The 20,183-nt window shown below is 68.4% G+C and carries 14 protein-coding genes; 6 read left to right on the forward strand and 8 right to left on the reverse strand.

Going from position 1 to position 20,183, the window contains the following annotated elements; genetic code table 11:
* The first annotated feature begins 158 nt into the window (after positions 1 to 158).
* Entirely contained in the window at positions 159 to 3,632 is a 3,474-nt protein-coding gene (gene car / locus HPY32_RS01775; RefSeq protein ID WP_067585591.1) for a carboxylic acid reductase, read from the forward strand.
* Here the strand turns inward: car and HPY32_RS01780 are convergent.
* A complete protein-coding gene (locus HPY32_RS01780; RefSeq protein WP_156674155.1) occupies positions 3,601 to 4,209 on the reverse strand; it encodes a hypothetical protein in 609 nt (202 codons plus the stop codon). The two genes, car and HPY32_RS01780, sit on opposite strands and share 32 nt — an antisense overlap.
* 36 nt (positions 4,210 to 4,245) lie before the next feature.
* Between HPY32_RS01780 and kynU the strand changes: the two genes are divergently transcribed.
* On the forward strand, positions 4,246 to 5,469 hold the full coding sequence (kynU, locus tag HPY32_RS01785; protein WP_067582511.1) for a kynureninase: 1,224 nt from the start codon (positions 4,246 to 4,248) through the stop codon (positions 5,467 to 5,469).
* Between the two features lie 114 nt (positions 5,470 to 5,583).
* Here kynU and HPY32_RS01790 read toward each other — a convergent pair whose 3' ends face one another.
* Both HPY32_RS01790 and HPY32_RS01795 read right to left on the reverse strand, forming a co-directional pair.
* Positions 5,584 to 6,546, reverse strand: a complete 963-nt coding sequence (locus HPY32_RS01790) for a VOC family protein (protein ID WP_067582513.1) — start codon at positions 6,544 to 6,546, stop codon at positions 5,584 to 5,586.
* Positions 6,539 to 8,284, reverse strand: a complete 1,746-nt coding sequence (locus HPY32_RS01795) for an FAD-dependent monooxygenase (RefSeq protein WP_067582516.1) — start codon at positions 8,282 to 8,284, stop codon at positions 6,539 to 6,541. Before HPY32_RS01795 ends, HPY32_RS01790 begins: the two co-directional genes overlap by 8 nt.
* 108 nt (positions 8,285 to 8,392) lie before the next feature.
* Between HPY32_RS01795 and HPY32_RS01800 the strand changes: the two genes are divergently transcribed.
* A complete protein-coding gene (locus tag HPY32_RS01800; RefSeq protein WP_067582519.1) occupies positions 8,393 to 9,184 on the forward strand; it encodes an IclR family transcriptional regulator in 792 nt (263 codons plus the stop codon).
* A 113-nt stretch (positions 9,185 to 9,297) separates the two neighbouring features.
* Here the strand turns inward: HPY32_RS01800 and HPY32_RS01805 are convergent, their stop codons facing one another.
* Both HPY32_RS01805 and HPY32_RS01810 read right to left on the reverse strand, forming a co-directional pair.
* Entirely contained in the window at positions 9,298 to 9,660 is a 363-nt protein-coding gene (locus tag HPY32_RS01805; protein ID WP_067582522.1) for a histone-like nucleoid-structuring protein Lsr2, read from the reverse strand.
* A 328-nt stretch (positions 9,661 to 9,988) separates the two neighbouring features.
* Positions 9,989 to 10,927, reverse strand: coding sequence for a MerR family transcriptional regulator (locus HPY32_RS01810; protein ID WP_067582525.1), 939 nt, complete (start codon positions 10,925 to 10,927; stop codon positions 9,989 to 9,991).
* A 126-nt stretch (positions 10,928 to 11,053) separates the two neighbouring features.
* On the opposite strand from HPY32_RS01810, the gene HPY32_RS44300 reads away from it, so the two are divergent.
* A complete protein-coding gene (locus HPY32_RS44300) occupies positions 11,054 to 11,491 on the forward strand; it encodes a hypothetical protein (protein WP_067582527.1) in 438 nt (145 codons plus the stop codon).
* Between the two features lie 14 nt (positions 11,492 to 11,505).
* Here HPY32_RS44300 and HPY32_RS01820 read toward each other — a convergent pair whose 3' ends face one another.
* Positions 11,506 to 12,615 carry an AbrB family transcriptional regulator gene (locus HPY32_RS01820; protein ID WP_082871173.1) on the reverse strand — a complete coding sequence of 370 codons (1,110 nt, stop codon included), beginning with the start codon at positions 12,613 to 12,615 and terminating at the stop codon, positions 11,506 to 11,508.
* Positions 12,616 to 12,815: 200 nt separating this feature from the next.
* On the opposite strand from HPY32_RS01820, the gene HPY32_RS01825 reads away from it, so the two are divergent.
* On the forward strand, positions 12,816 to 13,109 hold the full coding sequence (locus HPY32_RS01825; protein ID WP_156674157.1) for a hypothetical protein: 294 nt from the start codon (positions 12,816 to 12,818) through the stop codon (positions 13,107 to 13,109).
* An 8-nt stretch (positions 13,110 to 13,117) separates the two neighbouring features.
* Here the strand turns inward: HPY32_RS01825 and rpoB are convergent, their stop codons facing one another.
* A complete protein-coding gene (gene rpoB, locus HPY32_RS01830) occupies positions 13,118 to 16,585 on the reverse strand; it encodes a DNA-directed RNA polymerase subunit beta (protein ID WP_067582533.1) in 3,468 nt (1,155 codons plus the stop codon).
* A gap of 1,468 nt (positions 16,586 to 18,053) precedes the next feature.
* Between rpoB and HPY32_RS01835 the strand changes: the two genes are divergently transcribed.
* Entirely contained in the window at positions 18,054 to 18,806 is a 753-nt protein-coding gene (locus HPY32_RS01835) for a helix-turn-helix transcriptional regulator (protein WP_082870914.1), read from the forward strand.
* A gap of 58 nt (positions 18,807 to 18,864) precedes the next feature.
* On the opposite strand, the gene HPY32_RS01840 is transcribed toward HPY32_RS01835, so the two are convergent.
* Positions 18,865 to 20,097, reverse strand: a complete 1,233-nt coding sequence (locus tag HPY32_RS01840) for a cytochrome P450 (RefSeq protein ID WP_067582536.1) — start codon at positions 20,095 to 20,097, stop codon at positions 18,865 to 18,867.
* Positions 20,098 to 20,183 lie beyond the last annotated feature (86 nt).

Genomic DNA, 20,183 nt, shown 5'->3' on the forward strand with positions numbered 1-20,183 from the left:
ATCGGCGCGGGGTGAGAGTGGGCTGGGTTACGTCTCGCGGGGACGGCCTTGATGGACCGGGGCCCGCAGGCGTACCGTGACTCGGGTCGACACTTGTTGTCCGAAACTAATTGTTTATCGCTGCTGTTCCGCTCGTCGTGGTTGGAGAGGTCGTGATGATGGTGGACGAACGTGTAGTAGAACGGATTGCCGAGCTGGAGGCGACCGACGCGCAGTACGCCGGGGCCCGTTCGGACAGAGCGGTCGCGGCCCGCGTCAACGATCCGGAGTTGCGGTTGCCGGAGGTTGTGCGCGCGGCCCTCGACGGCTATGCCGATCGACCGGCGCTGGGAGCGCGCGCGGTGGAGGTGGTCGCCGAACCCGGGACCGGCCGCCGTGTCGCCCGGCTGACCAGGCGCCTGGAGACGGTGACCTACCGGGAACTGGGCGAGCGGATCGCCGCGGTCGCGGGCGGGCTGCGCCGTGACCCGGACGGGAATTCGCTGGTGAGCCCGGGGGATCGGGTCGTCATCCTGGGGTTCACCAGCATCGACTACACGGTGGTCGATCTGGCGCTGACGCAGCTGGGCGCGGTGTCGGTGCCGCTACAGGCCAGTTCGTCGGCGCAGCAGCTGCGCCCGATCGTGGTCGAGACCGAGCCGCGGGTGGCGGCGGCGAGCATCGATCACCTGCTCGACGCGGTGGAACTCGCGCTGACCGGATTCGCGCCCGCCCGGCTGGTGGTCTTCGACTACCTGCCCGAGGTGGATGCGCAGCGCGAGCTGTTCGATACCGCCGCCGAGCGGCTGGCGGGCAGTGGCGTGGTGCTGGAATCGCTTGCGGCCGTGGCCGATCGCGGCGCGGGCGGGTTCACCCCCGAACCCCCGGTCACGGACGATCCGCTGTCGTTGCTGATCTACACCTCCGGTAGCACCGGCGCGCCGAAGGGCGCCATGTACCCCGAGAGCCTGGCGATCCGGCTGTGGCGCGGCGGTTTCGGGCTGGAGGACGAGGACCGCGCGCCGGGCGCGTGGATCACCCTGAACTTCATGCCGATGAGCCACGTGATGGGCCGGGCCACCGTGTTCGGCACGCTGGGCCGCGGCGGCATCGCGTATTTCGGTGGCTCGAGCGATATGTCGACCTTCCTCGAGGATCTGGCGCTGATCCGGCCGACGCAGTTGCAGTTCGTGCCGCGCGTGTGGGAGCTGCTGTTCCAGGAGTATCAGCGGGCGCTGGACCGGTACACCCCGGACGAGGCGCTGACCGTCCTGCGGCGGGACGTGCTGGGCGGCCGCGCGCTCGCGGGCCTGACCGGGTCGGCGCCGATCTCGGCCGAGGTGTACGAATTCGCCGATCGGCTGCTGGGCACCCACGTGATCGAGCTCTACGGTTCCACGGAGGCCGGTGGCATCTTCGTCGACGGCCGGGTGCTGCGCCCGCCGGTACGCGACTACAAGCTCGCCGACGTCCCCGACCTCGGCTACTACAGCACCGATCGGCCGTACCCGCGCGGCGAGCTGCTGCTGCTCACCGAGACCCTGTTCCCCGGCTATTTCCGGCGGCCCGAGGTCACCGCGGAGGTGATCGACGAGCAGGGCTACTACCACACCGGCGATGTCGTCGCCGAGGTCGCGCCCGACGAACTGCGGTATCTGGATCGCCGTAACAACGTGCTCAAGCTGTCGCAGGGCGAGTTCGTGACGGTGTCGAAGCTGGAGGCGGCCTTCGCCGCGAGCCCGGTGATCGAGCAGATCTATGTCTACGGCAACAGCTCCCGGCCGTATCTGCTGGCGGTCGTGGTGCCGACCGAGAAGGCGCTGGCCGGGGACGAGGCGGCGGTGAAATCCCGTGTGACCGAAGGGCTTCGGGCCATCGCGGCAGAGGTGGGCTTGCAGTCCTACGAGGTGCCGCGCGACTTCCTGATCGAGACAACGCCTTTCACGGTGGAGAACGGCCTGCTGACCGGCATTCGCAAGCTGGCGCGGCCGAAGCTCAAGCAGCACTACGGCGAACGCCTCGAGCAGCTGTATCACGACCTGGCGCAGGGGCAGGCCGCCGAGCTGCGCGCGCTGCACGAGGGCGCGGCCGACCGGCCCACCCTGGAGACCGTCACCCGGGCGGCGGCGGCGCTGCTGGGGGTCGCGGTCGCCGATGTCGCGGCGGATGCGCGCTTCACCGATCTGGGCGGAGATTCGTTGTCCGCCTTGACCTTCGGCAATACCCTGAACTCCATTTTCGAGGTGGAGGTGCCGGTCGGTGTGATCGTCGGCCCGGCCACCGATCTGCGGGCGCTCGCGGAGTACATCGAGCACGAGTCCGCGACCCGCGGCGCGCGCCCCACCTTCGCGAGCGTGCACGGGGCCACCGCGACCGAGGTGCGCGCGAGCGATCTCACCCTGGACCGGTTCATCGATCCGGCGGTACTGGCCGCCGCGCCCTCGCTGCCCCGGGCGACCGGTCCGGTGCGCACCGTATTGCTCACCGGCGCAACGGGTTTCCTCGGCCGGTATCTCGCGCTGGAGTGGCTGGAGCGGGTCGCCCAGCAGGACGGCACCGTGATCTGCCTGGTCCGCGCGACCGACGACGCGGCGGCGCGCGAACGCCTGGACCGCGTGTTCGACAGCGGCGATCCCGCGCTGTGGGAGCGCTACCGGGGGCTGGCGCAACGGCATCTGCGGGTGCTGGCCGGTGACAAGGGCAGCGCGAATCTCGGCCTGGACGAGCAGACCTGGCGGGAACTGGCCGATACCGTCGACCTGATCGTGGATCCCGCGGCGCTGGTCAATCACGTGCTGCCCTACAGCGAACTGTTCGGCCCCAATGTGATCGGCACCGCGGAGCTGATCCGGCTGGCGCTCACCGGCCGTATCAAGTCCTACGACTACATCTCCACCGTGGGCGTCGGCGACCAGATCGAACCGGCGGCGTTCACCGAGGACGCCGATGTGCGGGCGATCAGCGCCGTCCGGCGGATCGACGACAGCTACGCCAACGGGTACGGCAACAGCAAGTGGGCCGGGGAGGTGCTGCTGCGCGAGGCGCACGATCTGGTCGGGCTGCCGGTGGCGGTGTTCCGCTGCGACATGATCCTGGCCGACGGCGTCTCGATCGGGCAGCTGAACCTGCCGGACATGTTCACCCGGCTCATGCTCAGCCTGGTCGCCACCGGTATCGCGCCGGAGTCGTTCTACGAACTCGACGCCGACGGCCACCGGCAGCGGGCGCACTACGACGGCCTGCCGGTGGACTTCATCGCCGCCGCGGTCGCCGAACTCGGTGTGGGCGAAGGGTTCTCGACCTATCACGTGATGAACCCGCACGACGACGGGATCGGGCTGGACCAGTACGTGGACTGGCTGGTCGAGGCGGGCTACCGGATCGACCGCATCGCCGACTACCGGTCCTGGCTGGAGCAGTTCGAGACGAAACTGCGCGCGCTGCCCGAACGGCAGCGCAAGGCATCGCTGCTGCCGCTACTGCACAACTACCAGCATCCGACGCCGCCGCTCAACGGTGCGATCGCCGTGACCGATCGCTTCCGCGCCGCCGTGCAGGAGGCGAAGATCGGGCCCGACAAAGACATTCCGCACGTCGGCCCGGCCGTGGTCGTCGGATATGTCACGAACCTGGAGCATCTGGGACTGCTCTGATATCCGCGGCAGGCTCCGCGGCGAGGGCGGCGAGGGCGGCGAGGTCGGCGCGCAGCTGCGCCACCTCGGCGGCCACCTCGTCGCGGAGCTGTTCGCGTTCGGTGAGGCTGGCGCGCAGGCTCTCGATGGTGTCGTTCATGGTGGTGAGCTTGCGGTCGGCTCCGTCCAGGCGCCATTCCAGGACCGCGCGGCGGTCCACGTCGTGGCTGGCATTCTTCACCCACGCCACCACGTATTCCAGCCATTCGGGCTGTTTGGGCATGGGCTCGGCGTCGTCCCAGCCGCGGCGCAGCGCGGGTTTGCCCGACAGCACCCGCTCGTCCTCGGTGGGCGTATTCATCTGCACGAGATTGAGCTTCCCGGCGCTGGTCACCACGGCGGTGAGGCGGTAGCGTCCGGCGAGGTGCATCCGCAGTTCCGCGGTGCCGCGCCCGTCGGCGTCCATCGCGCCGAGCCACGGACCGTCCGCGGCGCTGATGATCGACTCCAGCACGCCGAGCTGCCCGATCCCGCGCCGCAGCCGCGTCGCCCGTTTACGCAGGTCTTCCGTGGTCGCGGTCATCTGGTCCCAATGCACGCCCCCGACTGTAACGACATTTTCGGAAGGAAGCCGATGACGACCTCCCTGGCGGACGCGCGTCGCCTCGACGACGAGGACCCGCTGCGCGGCTTCCGCGACCGGTTCGTCCCGCCGACCGATCCCGGCCTGGTCGCCTATCTCGACGGCAACTCTCTCGGGCGGCCGCCGAAAGCCACCGTGCGGCGGCTGCATTCGCTGGTCACCGAGGAGTGGGGGAGCCGGTTGATCCGGTCGTGGTCGGAGCGGTGGATGACGCTGCCCGAACAGATCGGCGACCGGCTCGCGGCCGCCACGCTGGGCGCGGCGCCCGGTCAGGTGGTGATCGCCGACTCCACCAGCGTGTGCCTGTACAAGCTGCTGCGCGGCGCGCTGGCGCTGCGGCCCGGCCGCACCGAGATCGTGACCGATCGGCACAACTTCCCCACCGACAGCTACATCGTGCAGGGCGTCGCCGCCGAACTCGGCCTGACCGTGCGCTGGATCGACTCCGATCCCGACGCGGGCGTGACGGCCGCGGAGTTGGCGGCGCAGCTGAGCGAGAACACCGCGGTGGTCACGCTCTCGCACATCGCATATCGCTCGGCGTGGATCGCCGACCTGCCTGCGCTCACCGCGCTCGCGCACCGGCACGGCGCGCTGGTGGTGTGGGACCTGTGCCACAGCGTGGGCTGTGTGCCGCTCGAATTGGATTCCTGGGGAGTCGATTTCGCGGTCGGCTGCACCTACAAGTATCTGAACGCGGGCCCCGGCGCACCGGCCTTCGGCTATGTGCGCGCCGAGCATCACGAGGACTTCCGCCAACCCGTGTGGGGGTGGATGGGCGGCGACGATCCGTTCGCCATGCGGCACGAGTACCGGCCCGCCTCGGGGGTGCGCCGGCTGCTGTCCGGCACGCCGCCGATCACCGCCATGATCGGCGTGGACGAGGGCGTGAGGCTGGTGGCCGAGGCCGGTATCGAGCGCATTCGCGCCAAGGCCGTCGCCCTCACCGAGACGGTGGTCGCGCTGGCCGACGAACGGCTTGCGCCGCACGGCATTCGGGTGGCCTCGCCGCGCGATCCCGCCCGCCGGGGCGGGCACGTCACCCTCGCCCATCCCGAGGCCGCCGCGCTCGCCCCGCGCCTCATCGATGCGGGCGTCGTCATCGATTTCCGGCCGCCGGACGGCATCCGGGTCGGATTGTCCCCGCTCACCACGGGATTCGCCGAGATGTGGGAGGCGATGGACGTGGTCGCCCAGCTCGCGGGGCGCGGCTAGCCGATTTGGGCGCGGGCGCCCGACCTCATTACTATCTACGTACGGAGATAGTAAGTATTGGTCGGAATGGAATGAGGACACCGCGTGCGTCGACGAGCCTGGTTTCGCCTGGGGTTACGCATTGCCCTGATCGGTGCGGCGATCGTCTGGCTCGGCGGTCTCGCCTGGCTGGTCGTGCATCTGTGAGCGCCAGGCCGGGGTCTGGCCGCCCCACAGATTGACGGTGTGCGGGTTGGGTTTCCATCGTCGCGGCACGTAGGCGGCGTGGTCGTCGTGGAACTTCTCCATCTCGGCCGACAGCTCGATGTGATTGCCCGCGGGGTCGTCGAAGAAGACGAACAGGTTGTTGCCCGGACCGTGGCGGCCGGGGCCCCAGGTGATGTCGACGCCCTCGTCGGTGAGCCGGTCGCACCACGCCTTGAAGTCCGCCCACTCGGACAGGTCGTAGGAGTAGTGGTCGATGTCGCCGCCGCGACCGACCTGCACCGCCGCCAGGCTGTGGTGATCGCGGTCGCTGCGCAGCCATGCGAAGCGCCCGTCGTCGAGTTCGTCGGACAGGCGGAAGCCGATCACGCCGACGTAGAAGGCCACCATCGCCTCGACGTCGTCGGTGCCCAGGGTGAGGTGCTGGTATCGGACGGGCCGGTATCCGGTGTCGGCGGCGGATTCCCCCTGCCGCAGCACGGTGCCGTGGAAATGGACCTCGGTGCCGTCCGGGTCGACGGTCGAGATGCCGTGCGCGACACCGGATGCCGCGTCGATGTATGCCGGATCCAGGTCCTCGACCGGATATCCGCCCGACCACAGCCGCCCGGCGATACCCGCCACGCCGCCGGCGTCGCGCACCTCGAACCCGTAGTGCCGCAACCGTTTCTCGCCCTCGACCAGGTCGACGACGTGATGGCCGGTGCCCCAGCCCAGCCGCACCCCGCCCCCGGCCAACTCTCCGTGCACGACCAGCCCGAGAATCCGCTCGTAGAACCGCACCGTCGCGCTCAGATCCGGAACCGAGAACCCGATATGCGACGCCGCCGTCCGCGCCAACGCAACCGTCTCCACAACCGGCGAACTATCCACAGCAGCCCACCTCCGCCACGGTGCCTTCCGAACCCGGCGCTTCCACCCCTCTCGGTCCCGGCATGCCCTCCCCTCTTGTCCCCGGCACGCCCACTTCTCTTGTCCCCGGCATGTACTCTTCGCTTGCTCCCGGCATGCCCTCTTCTCTTGTTCCCGGCATGCTTTTGGCCGGGATCCACCCCAACACCCGATCCACAACACCCCCCGACGCCCTTGGGCTCCAAGCGGCGGCAATGATCCGATCCGGCCGGAGCAAAACGAATTGCCCCGAGTACGAGGAGAATTCGCGGTGCAGCCCACCGTCGACATCGAGCAGCACCCGGTGCCGGGTGCGGGGCAGCACGTCGCCGGTGACCACCACCGCCTGCCGGGCCGCGAATGCCGTGCACACGGGGTGCACCGCGGCCCAGTCGGAGTCGTCGACGTCCACGGCGAGCACCGACCAGCCGTTGCCCAGGATGTCGTCCAGGCGGCGCAGCTGGTGGGCGATCGTGTCGAAGACCGTGGGCTGGCCGATGGGCACCCCCACCTCGCCGGTCGCCCCGTCGGCCAGCACGAGGCCGTCGTCCAGGCGGTGCGGGGGGCGGAAACGCATCTGCTCCAGGAAGATCCGGCCCGCGGCGGTGCCCAGCGCGCGCCGCACGGCGTCGTCGCGGCGGCGGGCCAGGCCGGGCCGGGTCGTCATGACCACCCGGCCGAGCCGTTCGGACAGGCGGATGGTCGCCAGCGCGTGCGGGGCGCGCTCGGCCTGATAGCTGGCCAGCACCGACGAATCCAGCCGCCCGGCCAGCACATCGGCGATCTTCCAGGTCAGATTGGCCGCGTCCCGGATCCCGGCGTTGAGTCCCTGACCGGCGAACGGCGGCATCATGTGCGCGGCGTCGCCGAGCAGGAACGAGCGGCCGATCATCCATTCGTCGGCGATCACCGCGTGGAAGCGGTAGTTGACCGCCCGCTCCACGTGCTCGGGCTCCAGGGATCGGTAGCGCGACACCAGCTTCCGGATCAGCTCGAACGACGGCTGTTCGCCCGCCGCGCCCTCGCCGTCGAACAGCCGGAACTCGTAGCGGCAGCGCCCGCCGAGCCCGGGTATCACCACGTGCGGGCGGTACGGGTCGGCGTAGTGCATGGCGAACCGCTCGGTGTGCGGATCGCCGACCGTGTCGACCACCAGCCACACATCGGGATAGCTGCGGCCGCTCATCTCGACGCCCTGTAGCAGCCGGGTGGCCGAGCGGCCGCCGTCGCAGCCCAGCACGTACGCGGCGTCGAGGACCTGGTCGACCCCGTTCGCGCTGGCGCGCAACCGAACCCGGTCGCCGAGCTGCTCGATTCCGGTCACCCGCGTCCCGAATCGCAGCCGCACGAACGGCGATGCCGCCAGCGCCGCGACCAGCGCCCGCTCCAGATCGGGCTGGGCGAACGGATTCTTGATCGGATAGCCGAGCCGGAACGGATGCGGCCCGCGGGCCTGGAACAGCGGCAGCCCCGCGCTGTCGTAGTAGCGAGTGCCGGTGCCCGGCACCACGATCGGCAGAATCCGGTCGACGATCCCGGCCCGCTGATACACCCGCAGCGACTCGTCATCGATGCTGATCGCCTTGGGTTCGTCGCTGGTGGATTCGTGCTGTTCCAGCACCACGACGTCGACTCCGCGCGCGGCCAGCAGCGCGGCCGCGGTCAAACCGACCGGTCCCGCCCCGCACACCGCGACGTCCACACTGCCCGACGACGCCATCTCGCACCTCTTCGATCTCCGGAAACGCTGCCTCTACCGTAGAATTGTGTCCTGTCTTACAACAGGGATGTCCTGAAAAGCGGGACTCGGAATAGCTGAGGCGGGCGCGTGCAGACCGGAGACCATCGAGCGGGCAGCGGATATCGCGAGCGGAACTCGACCGCGGACCGCGCGCTGGACATCCTGGGCTTGTTCAGCGCGGGAAAGCCGGTGTGGTCCGGCACCGAAATCGCCGACCGGCTGGGCGTGGCCCGCTCCACCGGCTACCGCTATCTGCAGAGCCTGGTGGGCCGCGGTTTCATCGAGGAGGCCGGGCACGGGTACCGGCTCGGCCCGCGCGTGTTCGAACTCGCCCGGGTGGCGCGCGCCGGGCTCGGGCTGTCGGAGGTGGCGCTGCCGGTCATGCGCGGGCTGGCCGAGCAGGTGAACGAAATGGTGCTGCTGACTCGGCGATCCGGCCGGTCGGTGGTGTGCCTGGATCTGGTCGAGGCGTCGCGCGGGGTGCGCCTGACCTACGAGCGCGGCCAGGTGCTGCCGATCAACGCGGGCGCCGCCGCGCAGGTCCTGCTGGCCTGGGCCGATCCCGTGGAGGTGACGGCGCTGCTCGGCGCCGGGCCGCTGGAGCGGTTCACCGCGCGGACCATCACCGATCCGAATACGCTGCGCGCCCGGCTGGTTCAGATCCGCAAGCAGGGCGTCGCCGTCGCTCAGGGCGAACTCGACGAGCACATTCTCGGTGTGGCAGCGCCCATTCGCGATGCCGGGGGAGCGGTGTGCGCGGCGGTGAGCGTGGCCGCCCTGGCCGTGCGCATCCCGCGGGCCGAGCTGCCGGCGCTGAAATTCACCGTGCGCGCGGCCGCCACGGATATCTCACGCCGCCTGACCCTGGTCGACGCCTGAGCCCTGCCGTTTACCGCCGGAACGAGCCAGGCTCGCGGCGGTGGGCACCGCTGCGAGCCTGGAGGCTTCCGACGATCGGACCGTGGCCGACGAGAAAATTCGACGGTTAGTGTTCAGGAGTTGCTCTGCCGGTACGCCTCGACAAGCTCTTTCGGCAGCCGACCGCGCGCGGGGGCGGTGCGCCCGTTTTCCTGCGCCCAGTCACGAATCTTGCTCAATTCCGCCTTGCTCAGTCCGCCGGAACCGTTCGAGGCGCCGGCCGGCTTCCGGTTGCTGCGCCGGCCCCCGGTGCGCCGGGCGACCTTGGTGTACGGGTCGAAGGTGGCGTAGAACTTGTCCCGGTTCTTCGCACCCAGCTCGATTTCGTATTCGACTCCGTCGATCGCGAAGGAGATCGTCGGATTCGGGACGATGGTCGTATCGATCCGCTCGCCACTCACATCGTCGTAGGTTTCCACGACCGTTTTCTGTGCCATTGGAATAGGCTAGCACTCCCGGCGATCCTATTTCCAACCTCCGCGGCCGACGCGATTAGAGCATCGATTAGCGGCCCGGTATCGGTTATCATTGTCCGCACCCCATTGCAAACCTCACGGCCTTCCGCTATCGGATTGTCCGAATTCATCCGGTAAACTCCGCCGGGCCGCGGCGACGGGCACGCCCGCCACCCCGGCCCGATCGGCTCCGGGAACCTCCATCCCGGCGCATCCGCCGACCGGAACCGGTCGGACTATTTCTCCTGGAAGGATGTATCGCCGTCGTATTCGAGCGTTCGGAGTTTGTCTGCCGCTTGGCAACTCGGGATCAGGGCGCCGGATGGGCGCGCAGTGCCGCGATCGTCCATTCCCATGCGGGGGACTCGTCGGGGCGGGCGGGCCAGTTGTTGATTACGCCCATCAGTTCCCAGTAGCGGGCCACCCGCGCGTTGGCGAACGTCGCCAGGCGGTCGGTCAGGGCGGCGCGGTATTCGGCGGTGTCGGTGGTGTCGAAGGTTTCGGCCCAGGCCGCGACGATCTCGGCGAGCACCGCGGCGGCGCGATCCGACTCGGCGGCAATGCCTTCGGATAGCGCGGCACCGGCCTTGTCGGCCACCAGCCGGGCCAGGGCCGCATTCGCCTCGCCGGGGGCCTGCTCGGCCTCGGCACCGCGCACGGCCATGGTGCGCACGACCGACCGGAAGTCCTCGTCGGCCACCAACTCCGCCATTTCCACCCAGGCGTCCACCTGTGCCGGGGTGGGATCGTCGGGCAGTTGCGGCTTCGCCGAACGCATCTTGGCGACCATGTCGGCATCCGCGTCGACACCGGTGAAGGTGGCGTCCCAGAATTCATCGATAATGCGCTGCCGCTCTTCCTCGTTGAGCTTGGCGAGCTTGTGCATGAGTCGTATCTCCTCTTCACTGGATCCCCGTTCGGCTACCGCCCGCAACACCGCCCGGCGCAACCGCAGCGTCCGGATCTGAGTGTCCAGTGCGTCCGCATGTCGTTGGGCGAGTTGGGAAATGGTGAGCTCGCGGCCGAGCGCCCGTCGAATGGTCGGGATATCGATACCCAGCTCACGCAGGGTGTTGATCAATCGCAACCGCGCGACGGCCGTCACGTCGTAGAGCCGGTAGCCCCGGGGTGTTCTCTCGGTCGGCGGAGTCAGGCCCTCGTCTGAATAAAACCGGATGGTCTTCACAGGCAGGCCGGTGATCCTGGCCAGTTCTCCGATCGCATAGAGCCTGTCTCCGTCGTTGTTCACGCACCCAACCTTCGCTACTCCAGTTACTGGAGACTCAAGCCTATTTCCGGGAGTGTGTTCGGGGTCATATCGGGGGATGATGAATGGACCGGAAGGTATGGGTCGGGCATCGATAGGAGGTCCACCATGATTCACATTCGGTTCGGGGCGCGTTCGGCGGTGTTCGCCGCGGGGGTGGTCGGTTGCTGGGGGTTGGGCGCGGTGGCGGCGTTCGCCCAGGCGCCCGCGTCGGTATCGGTGCAGCCCGAGCTCACCTACAACGTCACCACGCTGACCGTTGCCGGGTCGGCGACCTGCGGCGGGAGTGGTCAGGCCGGGGTCACCGTGGTCGACGGGTCGCTGGAGCAGATGTTCCCCGGCGGTGTCGGCGGGCCGATCGCCGTGCGGTTGGACGGGCCGGTCATGGTCGACTGCGACGGTGCGGCGCATGCCTGGCAGGGACATCTGGTCGCGCCCGGCCGGGCGCTGCCCAACGACTCCGGCGGGATGCTCACGGTCACGCTGTCGCAGGGGCCGACCGTGCTCGCCACCACCGGGTCCCAGCCGATCCACATCGTGTCCTGAGCGCGGCCGATCGCCTAGCGCGCCACCAGTTCTCGGGTGAGCGCGCGGCGCTCGGCCGTGCGGCGCAGCGCGCGGGCCAGCAGGGGTAGCGCGAGCATCATCAGCAGCAGGCGCAGGCTCTGCACGCTGGTGATCAGGGGCAGGTTGGCGTTCATCGATTCCGCGGTCGCGAGCACCGCGTTGATGCCGCCCGGCGTGGTGGCCAGGTAGATATCGGACAGTTCCAGGTCGATCAGCAGCGCGAGGGCGCAGGCCAGCGCCGCCACCGCCGCCGAGAGCGCGACGATGGCGAGCGTCATGCCCGGGATCATGCGGGCCATCTCCACCACGACCGCCCGGGTGAAGCGGGTGCCGACCTCGAAACCGATGACGACGAACAGGAATTCCTTCAGCAGGTTGGTCGGCGCGTATCCGTGCGTGAGGCCGAGCGCGGTCACCGCGGCGGTGATCAGCAGCGGGCCGATCAGCGCCGGGCTCGGCAGCTTCAGCCTGCGGCCCACCGCGATTCCGGCGACGCAGAGCACGATCGCGATGGACAGCCCGGCGATCTGATCGCCGCGCCCGACGATCATCCAGTGCGGCAGAACGGGATTCGCCGCCACGGGGGTCGAGGACGAGTGCCCGCCGCCGAGCAGTGCGGCAATGGCGGGGGCGCTCAGCGCCACCAGGGCGACCCGCAGGTACTGCATGAACGCGACCCGGCGCGGGTCGGCGTCCATATCGTCCGCGCAGGCCACCACCGCCGCGGAACCCCCGGCCAGCATGCCCAGCGTCGCGGTCGGCAGGTCGACCCGGGTGAACCGGGCGAACACCCACGCCACGCCGATGCTGACCCCCAGCGTGGCGACGGTCACCGCGAGCAGCGGCAGGACCGCCAGGCCGATCGAGGACAGCAGCGAGATCTCCAGGTAACTGCCCATCAGCACGCCGAGCATCGCCTGCACGCCGATGGTCAGCCGCCGCGGCATCGGCGCGGGCAACCGTCCCGTCAGCGCGAGCACCGCACCGACCACCATTGCCAGGATCATCTGGGGGGCCGGAAAGTGGAGTCGGCCAAGCCATTCCGCGGCCACGAGCACGACGACGATCAGCGCTGTCCAGCCGACTATCTGCCACCGGTTCATGTTCATCCAGCATGCCATGGTTCAGTGAACATCTAGTTACTCAACCTGAGAACTCTCTCAGACTTCGCGGACCGTGGTCACTCGGTGACCAAAGACCCTATCTGGACGAGACACGCGCGACTCTATACTCGGGTCGCGCGTCATCGCACTGTGTGAGCCCGGCGTGGTGGCTCCGTGCCGATGCCGGACCAGGAGTCGACATGACAGCAGCGGTGCAGCCGTCGGGCGATTCGTTCGGACCCGCCTTCGCCGAGGCCAACGATCAGCTCGTGCGCAGCATCTTCGACGCCGGGTTACGAATGCACAAGCTGGGCAATGCCATCGAACGCGACCCCACCACCTCCCGGGAATTCCGCACCGCGGTCACCGACGTGCTCGACGAACTCGACTCGGTAATCCGCGCGGCCGGGCTGGCCATGCTCGCCCTGACCCGCGACCACGGCCCGGCCCCCGCGCCCGCCGCGCGGCACTCCAGGAAATTTCGGAAACGCTGAGGGCGGGATCAGCTCGACAGGTCGTCGATCGTCGGTGATTCGTTGCGCGACAGGGTGATTCCGAGACCGGCGGCGGTGCGGTCGAGTTCGTCGTCGCCCTGGTTCAACTGGACGGCGGATCCGGAGGACAGCACCTCGACGTTGAGGCACAGCGACTGGAGTTCCTTGAGCAGCACCTTGAACGACTCGGGGATGCCCGGCTCGGGGATGTTCTCGCCCTTGACGATGGCCTCGTACACCTTCACGCGGCCCACCACGTCGTCGGACTTGATGGTGAGCAGTTCCTGCAGGGTGTAGGCGGCGCCGTAGGCCTGCATGGCCCAGCACTCCATCTCACCGAAGCGCTGACCACCGAACTGCGCCTTACCGCCCAGCGGCTGCTGGGTGATCATCGAGTACGGGCCGGTCGAGCGCGCGTGGATCTTGTCGTCCACCAGGTGGTGCAGCTTCAGGATGTACATGTAGCCCACCGCCACCGGATACGGGAACGGCTCCCCGGTGCGGCCGTCGAACAGGGTGGCCTTGCCGTCCGCCCCGACCATGGTCTCGCCGTCGCGGTTGGGCAGGGTGGAGGCGAGCAGCCCGGCGAGTTCCTCCTCGCGGGCGCCGTCGAAGACGGGTGTCGCGAGATTCGTGTCCGGTTCCGCCGACAGCAGCTGCTCGGGCAGCCGCTGCGCCCAGTCCGGGCGGACACCGTCGGTGAGCCGAATATTCCAGCCCGCCTTGCCGATCCAGCCGAGGTGGGTCTCCAGGATCTGGCCGATATTCATTCGGCGCGGGACGCCGTGGGTGTTGAGGATGATGTCGATCGGGGTGCCGTCGGGCAGGAACGGCATGTCCTCCTTGGGGAGGATCTTGCCGATGACGCCCTTGTTGCCGTGGCGACCGGCGAGCTTGTCACCGTCCTGAATCTTGCGCTTCTGCGCCACATACACGCGCACCAACTCGTTCACACCCGGCGGCAGATCATCGTCGTCCTCCCGGGAGAACACCCGAATACCGATCACCTTGCCCGACTCACCGTGAGGCACCTTCAGCGACGTGTCACGCACCTCGCGCGCCTTCTCACCGAAGATCGCCCGCAGCAACCGCTCCTCCGGCGTCAGCTCGGTCTCACCCTTCGGCGTCACCTTGCCCACCAGAATGTCACCATCACGCACCTCGGCACCGATCCGCACAATGCCCCGGTCGTCCAGGTCGGCCAAAACCTCGTCGGAGATATTGGGGATGTCGCGGGTGATCTCCTCGGCGCCGAGTTTGGTGTCGCGGGCGTCGATTTCGTGCTCCTCGATGTGGATCGAGGTGAGCACGTCCTTCTCCACGAGGCGCTGCGACAGGATGATCGCGTCCTCGTAGTTGTGACCCTCCCACGGCATGATCGCCACCAACAGGTTCTTACCCAGCGCCATCTCACCGCTGTCGGTGCTGGGCCCGTCCGCGAGGACCTGGCCCTGCTCCACCACCTGGCCCTCGTCCACGATGGGGCGTTGATTGGCGCAGGTGCCCTGGTTGGTGCGGGCGAACTTGCGCATGCGGTAGGACCTGCGGGTGCCGTCGTCGGCCATCACGGTGACGTAATCGGCCGAAACCTCCTCGACCACACCGGGTTTCTCGTTGATCACCATCTCGCCCGCGTCGATGGCGGCGCGCAGCTCCATGCCGGTGCCCACCAGGGGCGCCTCGGCGCGGATCAGGGGTACGGCCTGCTTTTGCATGTTCGCGCCCATGAGGGCGCGGTTGGCGTCGTCGTGTTCGAGGAACGGGATCATGGCGGTCGCCACCGACACCATCTGGCGCGGCGACACATCCATGTAGTCGACCTCGGCGGAATCGATGACCTCGACCTCGGAGTCCTTGCGCCGCACCGCGACTCGCGCCGAGACGAAGCGCCCCTCGGCGTCCAGCGGCTCGTTCGCCTGCGCCACGACGTGCAGATCTTCCTGATCGGCGGACAGGTAGTCGATCTCGTCGGTTACGCGCCCGTCGATCACCCTCCGGTACGGCGTCTCGATGAAGCCGAACGGATTGACCCGCGCGTACACCGACAGATAGCCGATCAGGCCGATGTTCGGGCCCTCGGGCGTCTCGATCGGGCACATCCGGCCGTAGTGGCTGTAGTGCACGTCGCGGACGTCGAGACCGGCGCGTTCGCGGGTCAGGCCGCCGGGCCCGAGTGCCGACAGGCGGCGCTTCTGGGTGAGGCTGGCGAGCGGATTGCGTTCGTCCAGGAACTGCGAGCTCTGCGAGGTGCCGAAGAATTCCCGGATCGCGGCGACGACGGGGCGGATATTCATCAGCGTCTGCGGCGTGATGGCCTCGACGTCCTGGGTCGTCATGCGCTCGCGCACCACGCGTTCCATCCGGGACAGGCCCAGCCGCACCTGGTTCTGGATCAGCTCGCCGATGCTGCGCAGGCGGCGGTTGCCGAAGTGGTCGATATCGTCGACATCGACCGGCACCTCGATGCCGCCGGGCGCGGTCATCACCGCGTCGCCCGCGTGCAGGTGCAGCAGGTATTCGACGATGGTGACGATGTCCTCCTCGGTGAGCACCGCCGGACCGACGGGCTCGCCGGTGTGGATACCGAGTTTCTTGTTGATCTTGTAGCGGCCGACGCGGGCCAGGTCGTAGCGCTTCTCCTTGAAGAACAGGTTCTCCAGCAGGTTCTGCGCGGACTCCTTGGTCGGCGGCTCGCCCGGACGCAGCTTGCGGTGGATGTCGAGCAGCGCCTCGTCGGTGCCCGGGGTGTTGTCCTTCTCCAGCGAGGTCAGCATAAGTTCGGAGAAGCCGAACCGCTCGGCGATCTGCTCGCCGGTCCAGCCGAGCGCCTTGAGCAGGACCGTGACCGGCTGGCGGCGCTTGCGGTCGATGCGCACGCCGACGGTATCGCGCTTGTCGATATCGAATTCCAGCCAGGCGCCGCGGCTCGGGACGACGCGGACGCTGTGCAGCTGCTTCTCGGTGGCCTTGTCGATGGCCGCGTCGAAGTAGACGCCGGGCGACCGAATCAGCTGGGACACCACGACGCGCTCGGTGCCGTTGATGATGAACGTGCCCTTGTCGGTCATCATCGGGAAGTCGCCCATGAAGACCGTCTGCGACTTGATCTCACCGGTGTTGTTGTTGATGAACTCCGCGGTGACGAACAGCGGCGCCGCGTAGGTCAGATCCTTGTCCTTGCATTCCTCGATGGATGCCTTGACCTCTTCGAAACGCGGGTCGGAGAGCGTCAGCGACATGGTGGCGGCGAAGTCCTCGATGGGGCAGAGCTCCTTGAGCACCTCCGCCAGCCCGCCGGTGGGCTCCTCACCGCGGGCGATGGCCCGCTCGCGCCAGGCGCGGGCGCCGATCAACCACTCGAAAGACTCGGTCTGGACCGACAGCAGCCCCGGAACATCCAGGGGCTCACGGAGTTTGGCGAACGAGACCCGCCCATTGGTCCGACTGGAGACTGTCACTATGCGTCCTTCCAGCACCTCGCGATGCCCGCGCGTGCGCGGTCGCAACGGTATCTGCTCGTCCTGTGGCCGTATTTCACATTGCGCACCTGGGACGCTGTCCGGACGCGGCACCGCCACGGTCATTTCGCATTTCGAGAGTCGGACAGCACGCGCCCCGGCGCGAAGTCCTAAATTACACCCGAACTCGATCGGTGTCGAGGATTCCCCAAAAATAGGCACCGATTCTCGGCGCCTTTCCCATTTCAATAATGGCATCCGGATATACGGCTCGTCAAGTATGTTGTCGTGTCCGGCTCGGCGCCGGTCCGGGCGGTCTCGGGGCGCTGCCGGGTGGTGGTCGGCGGGGGCGTGGGCGCGGGCGCCCGGGGCGCGGGCGGGGGCCGCGGTGCTCGGTGCGGGCGCCGGTTCCCGGCCGTGGGTCCGGTGCGTGCCGAGTGCGGGAGCGTAAACCCCTACGGATACCCCCTAAATCGGATGAGCTGTTCCGAGGGCACCCGTAAGGGGAGATCTCGAGACCGTGATCGGGGCGGATCTGTACGGTCCGCGGCCGTCCCACCCGAAAATTTTGGATGTTACAAAGCGGCTTTTCGGAATAACCCGGGTCACAGCGGGGTCGCCGTAGTCGATTGGGCCACAATGTGTGCCATTGGATCAACTCGTGCTATAGCGGCTGGTGACGTGTGATCCGTTGTCTCGCATTGCGAGTCGGTGGACCGTTCGTTACGGTGCTTATAGCCGTCCTGTACCGGATCCAGCCGCAGGACAAGTCGTTCGGACCCGGAAGGGGGGCATCATGTCGGGGTTGATCTCCCTCCGTGCGCGACATTCGATTCCGCGGACCCCGGTCGACCGGTCCTTCCGCCCGCCGGTTCGACACCGTTGCGGCCGAACCGGCGGGGTCGTGGCCATCGGTGGGTTGTTACTGAATATTCACGCCGTCGATGCGACGCTCCGGCGTAACCGCAGGTAGGAAGCATTTTCCATACCCCGAATTCGGACGGTTCGGTCCTCGTGTGCGGCCGTCGAGTGCGCTGGCGTGGGGTTTTCCGGCAGGTGAGAAATTGATCCGCATTCCCCCTGGTCCGTTTCTTTGAATTAGCTGTGTATAGCCTGTCCGATTTGTGGGGAATGTTACCGAACATTTGACTTTACGGTAACTCCGGTTAACAGGTTGGCGTGCGGTTGATCAAAGGCCCGAGGGACCCCTTAAGGGTCCCTCAAGGGGTGCTCGAGGGGCTGGCCGTGAATAGAACTGGCATATAGTGGGTGACGGCCGACGCCCGGTAGAGGAAGGGACAAGGGTATCTGCGAGCGTCGGTATTTGCGTCGGTTACCACCGCCGAAATTGGCTCGAGGGCGATGGTGTTCCGAGAACAAGCGTGGCATTACCTACGCTCCGGCGTAGGTACGGTTACCGGCTGGGAATCGAAATTCCGGAGGGTCGATGAGCGCCCCCAGTCGGTAGATTTTCGGAGGGAATCTCGTGAAAAGTTCCACAATCTCCACCGCGAGCGAAACGATCAGGACTGCCGGGCTCACCTCGCGCAAGACGGTCGGGAACCTCTCGTGGCTGATCGATGGCGATGTGCTCTACCGCTCACTGTTCGAGAATTCGGGCCTCGGGGTGGCCGGTCTGGGCCGCGACCTCGTCGTGCACGATGCCAACCTCGAGTTCACCCAGGCCCTGGATCGACGCCAGGAGCATGTCATCGGGCGCAACTTCTTCGAGTTCCTCCACCCGGGCAGCCACCCGCCCGTGCGCAGGCACTTCGAACGGCTGACCGACGGGCGGCGGACCAGCTTCACCGACCGCATCACGGCCCTGCGGCCCTCGTCGATGGTCTTCACCGGGGAGATGACGGGTATCGCGGTCAACCGCGGCGCCCATCGGGCGGCGGCGGTCATCGTGCTGGTGCGGCCGGAGCGCGGCGGCGAGTCGCAGCACACGCCGACCGTGTCGAGCGCCGTCTCGCAGCACGGCCAGGGGCTGTCGGAGATCGACGCGAAGATCCTCGAGGGAATCGCCAAGGGAATGTCGACGATTCAGCTCTCCTCGCAGCTGTTCCTGAGCCGCCAGGGCGTGGAGTACCACGTGAGCACGATGCTGCGCCGCCTCAAGGCGCGCAACCGCGCGGCCCTGGTCTCGCGGGCCTACGCCGCCGGGATCCTCGGCCTTGGGTCGTGGCCTCCCCGGGTGCTGCCCGAGGCGATCCACAGCCCCAGGCGCGCGGACTGAGAGTCCCCGGATAAGAAGACGAGACGTGCGGGGTCGGGAGCGACCGGCCCCGCTTTGTCTATCCGAAGGCGACCGGCAGTTCGTGGACGCCGTAGTGGGTCATCTCGTCCCGCATCCGCAGGTCCGAATCGGGCACTGTCACCCGCAGTTTCGGCAGCCGGGAGAACAGGACCGTCCACCCGACCCGCAGCGTCACCCGGGCGAGGTGGTGGCCGATGCACAGGTGCGCCCCGTGGCCGAAGGCGACGTGACCGCCGGGCGCGCGCGTGAGGTCCAGCCGGTCGGGGTCGTCGAAGGCGGCCGCGTCGCGGTTCGCCGCGTTGAGCGCCAGCACCACCAGCTCACCGGCGCGGACCGGTTGCCCGCCGGTGCCGTCCGCCGCCGCGCCCACCACCACGTCCTCGAGCGCGCGGCGCGAGGCGCCCCACTGGGAGATGGTCAGCCACCGCAGCAGCTCGTCGACCTGACCGTTGTCCGACCCGGACCGGAACAGCCGCAGCTGCTCGGGATTTCGCAGCAGCGCGAGCGCGCCCAGGCCCAGCATGTTCGCCGTGGTGTCCATGCCGCCGATGACCAGCACGCCGGTGATCGACCGCAGTTCCTCGGCATCGAGGTCGCCCCGCACGGCGAGATCGGTCAGCACGTCGGGGGCCTCGCCGGACCCCAGCCGGGCGGCCGCGGCGAGCCGGTCGTCCACGATCCGCTCCACCGCCTCGCCGATGCGCAGGATCGCCTTGTAGGCGACGTGCACGTCCACGGTCAGGCAGAAGGTGGTGTCGACGTCGCGCTGCAACTGCTCGCGCTCCGACTCCGGCACCCCGAGCATTTCGCAGATCACCCGCCCGGCCAGCGGCACCGCGTACTCGGCGACGAGATCGGCCTCCGTGCCCGCCGCCTCGAGCCGGTCGACCTGCTCGTTGGCGATCTCGGCGATCCGGTCGGCCATCCGCTCGGTGCGCCCCGAGCTGAAATAGCGGGTGAGCATCCGGCGGTAGCGGGTGTGGTCGGGCGCGTCCATCATGTTGAACGTCCCGCGGTCGGGCGGCGTCGGCACCCACTCGGTGATCGGGTCCGGCGGCACCGGCGGCTCGATGAGGTCGTTGCGGTGACTGAACCGGGCGTCGCTGAGCACCTGGCGCACATCGGCGAACCGGGTCACCAGCCAGCCGTAATCCCCACTGGGAAGCCGGATCCGGTGGATCGGGTCCGCGCCGCGCAGGCCGCGGTACTCCTCCGGCGGGTCGAAGGGGCAGCGGCGTGCCATCGGCATGGGTGCGGGATCGGGCGACATCGCTACTCCTGACGGTCGGGTGACTTGCCCACCCCAGCCCTATCCGGTCGCCGCGCGGAAGGGCAACGGCCGCTGTTCTTTTCTGG

This window comes from Nocardia terpenica (genome assembly GCF_013186535.1).
In the GTDB taxonomy this organism is placed as follows: Bacteria; Actinomycetota; Actinomycetes; order Mycobacteriales; family Mycobacteriaceae; genus Nocardia; species Nocardia terpenica.

Excerpts from the sequence above, each read along its gene's own strand:
- car (WP_067585591.1), top strand. The coding sequence starts at position 159 with ATGGTGGACGAACGTGTAGTAGAACGGATTGCCGAGCTGGAGGCGACC.
- kynU (WP_067582511.1), top strand. The coding sequence starts at position 4,246 with ATGACGACCTCCCTGGCGGACGCGCGTCGCCTCGACGACGAGGACCCG.
- HPY32_RS01795 (WP_067582516.1), bottom strand. The coding sequence starts at position 8,284 with ATGGCGTCGTCGGGCAGTGTGGACGTCGCGGTGTGCGGGGCGGGACCG.
- HPY32_RS01805 (WP_067582522.1), bottom strand. The coding sequence starts at position 9,660 with ATGGCACAGAAAACGGTCGTGGAAACCTACGACGATGTGAGTGGCGAG.
- HPY32_RS44300 (WP_067582527.1), top strand. The coding sequence starts at position 11,054 with ATGATTCACATTCGGTTCGGGGCGCGTTCGGCGGTGTTCGCCGCGGGG.
- HPY32_RS01820 (WP_082871173.1), bottom strand. The coding sequence starts at position 12,615 with ATGAACCGGTGGCAGATAGTCGGCTGGACAGCGCTGATCGTCGTCGTG.
- HPY32_RS01825 (WP_156674157.1), top strand. The coding sequence starts at position 12,816 with ATGACAGCAGCGGTGCAGCCGTCGGGCGATTCGTTCGGACCCGCCTTC.
- HPY32_RS01840 (WP_067582536.1), bottom strand. The coding sequence starts at position 20,097 with ATGTCGCCCGATCCCGCACCCATGCCGATGGCACGCCGCTGCCCCTTC.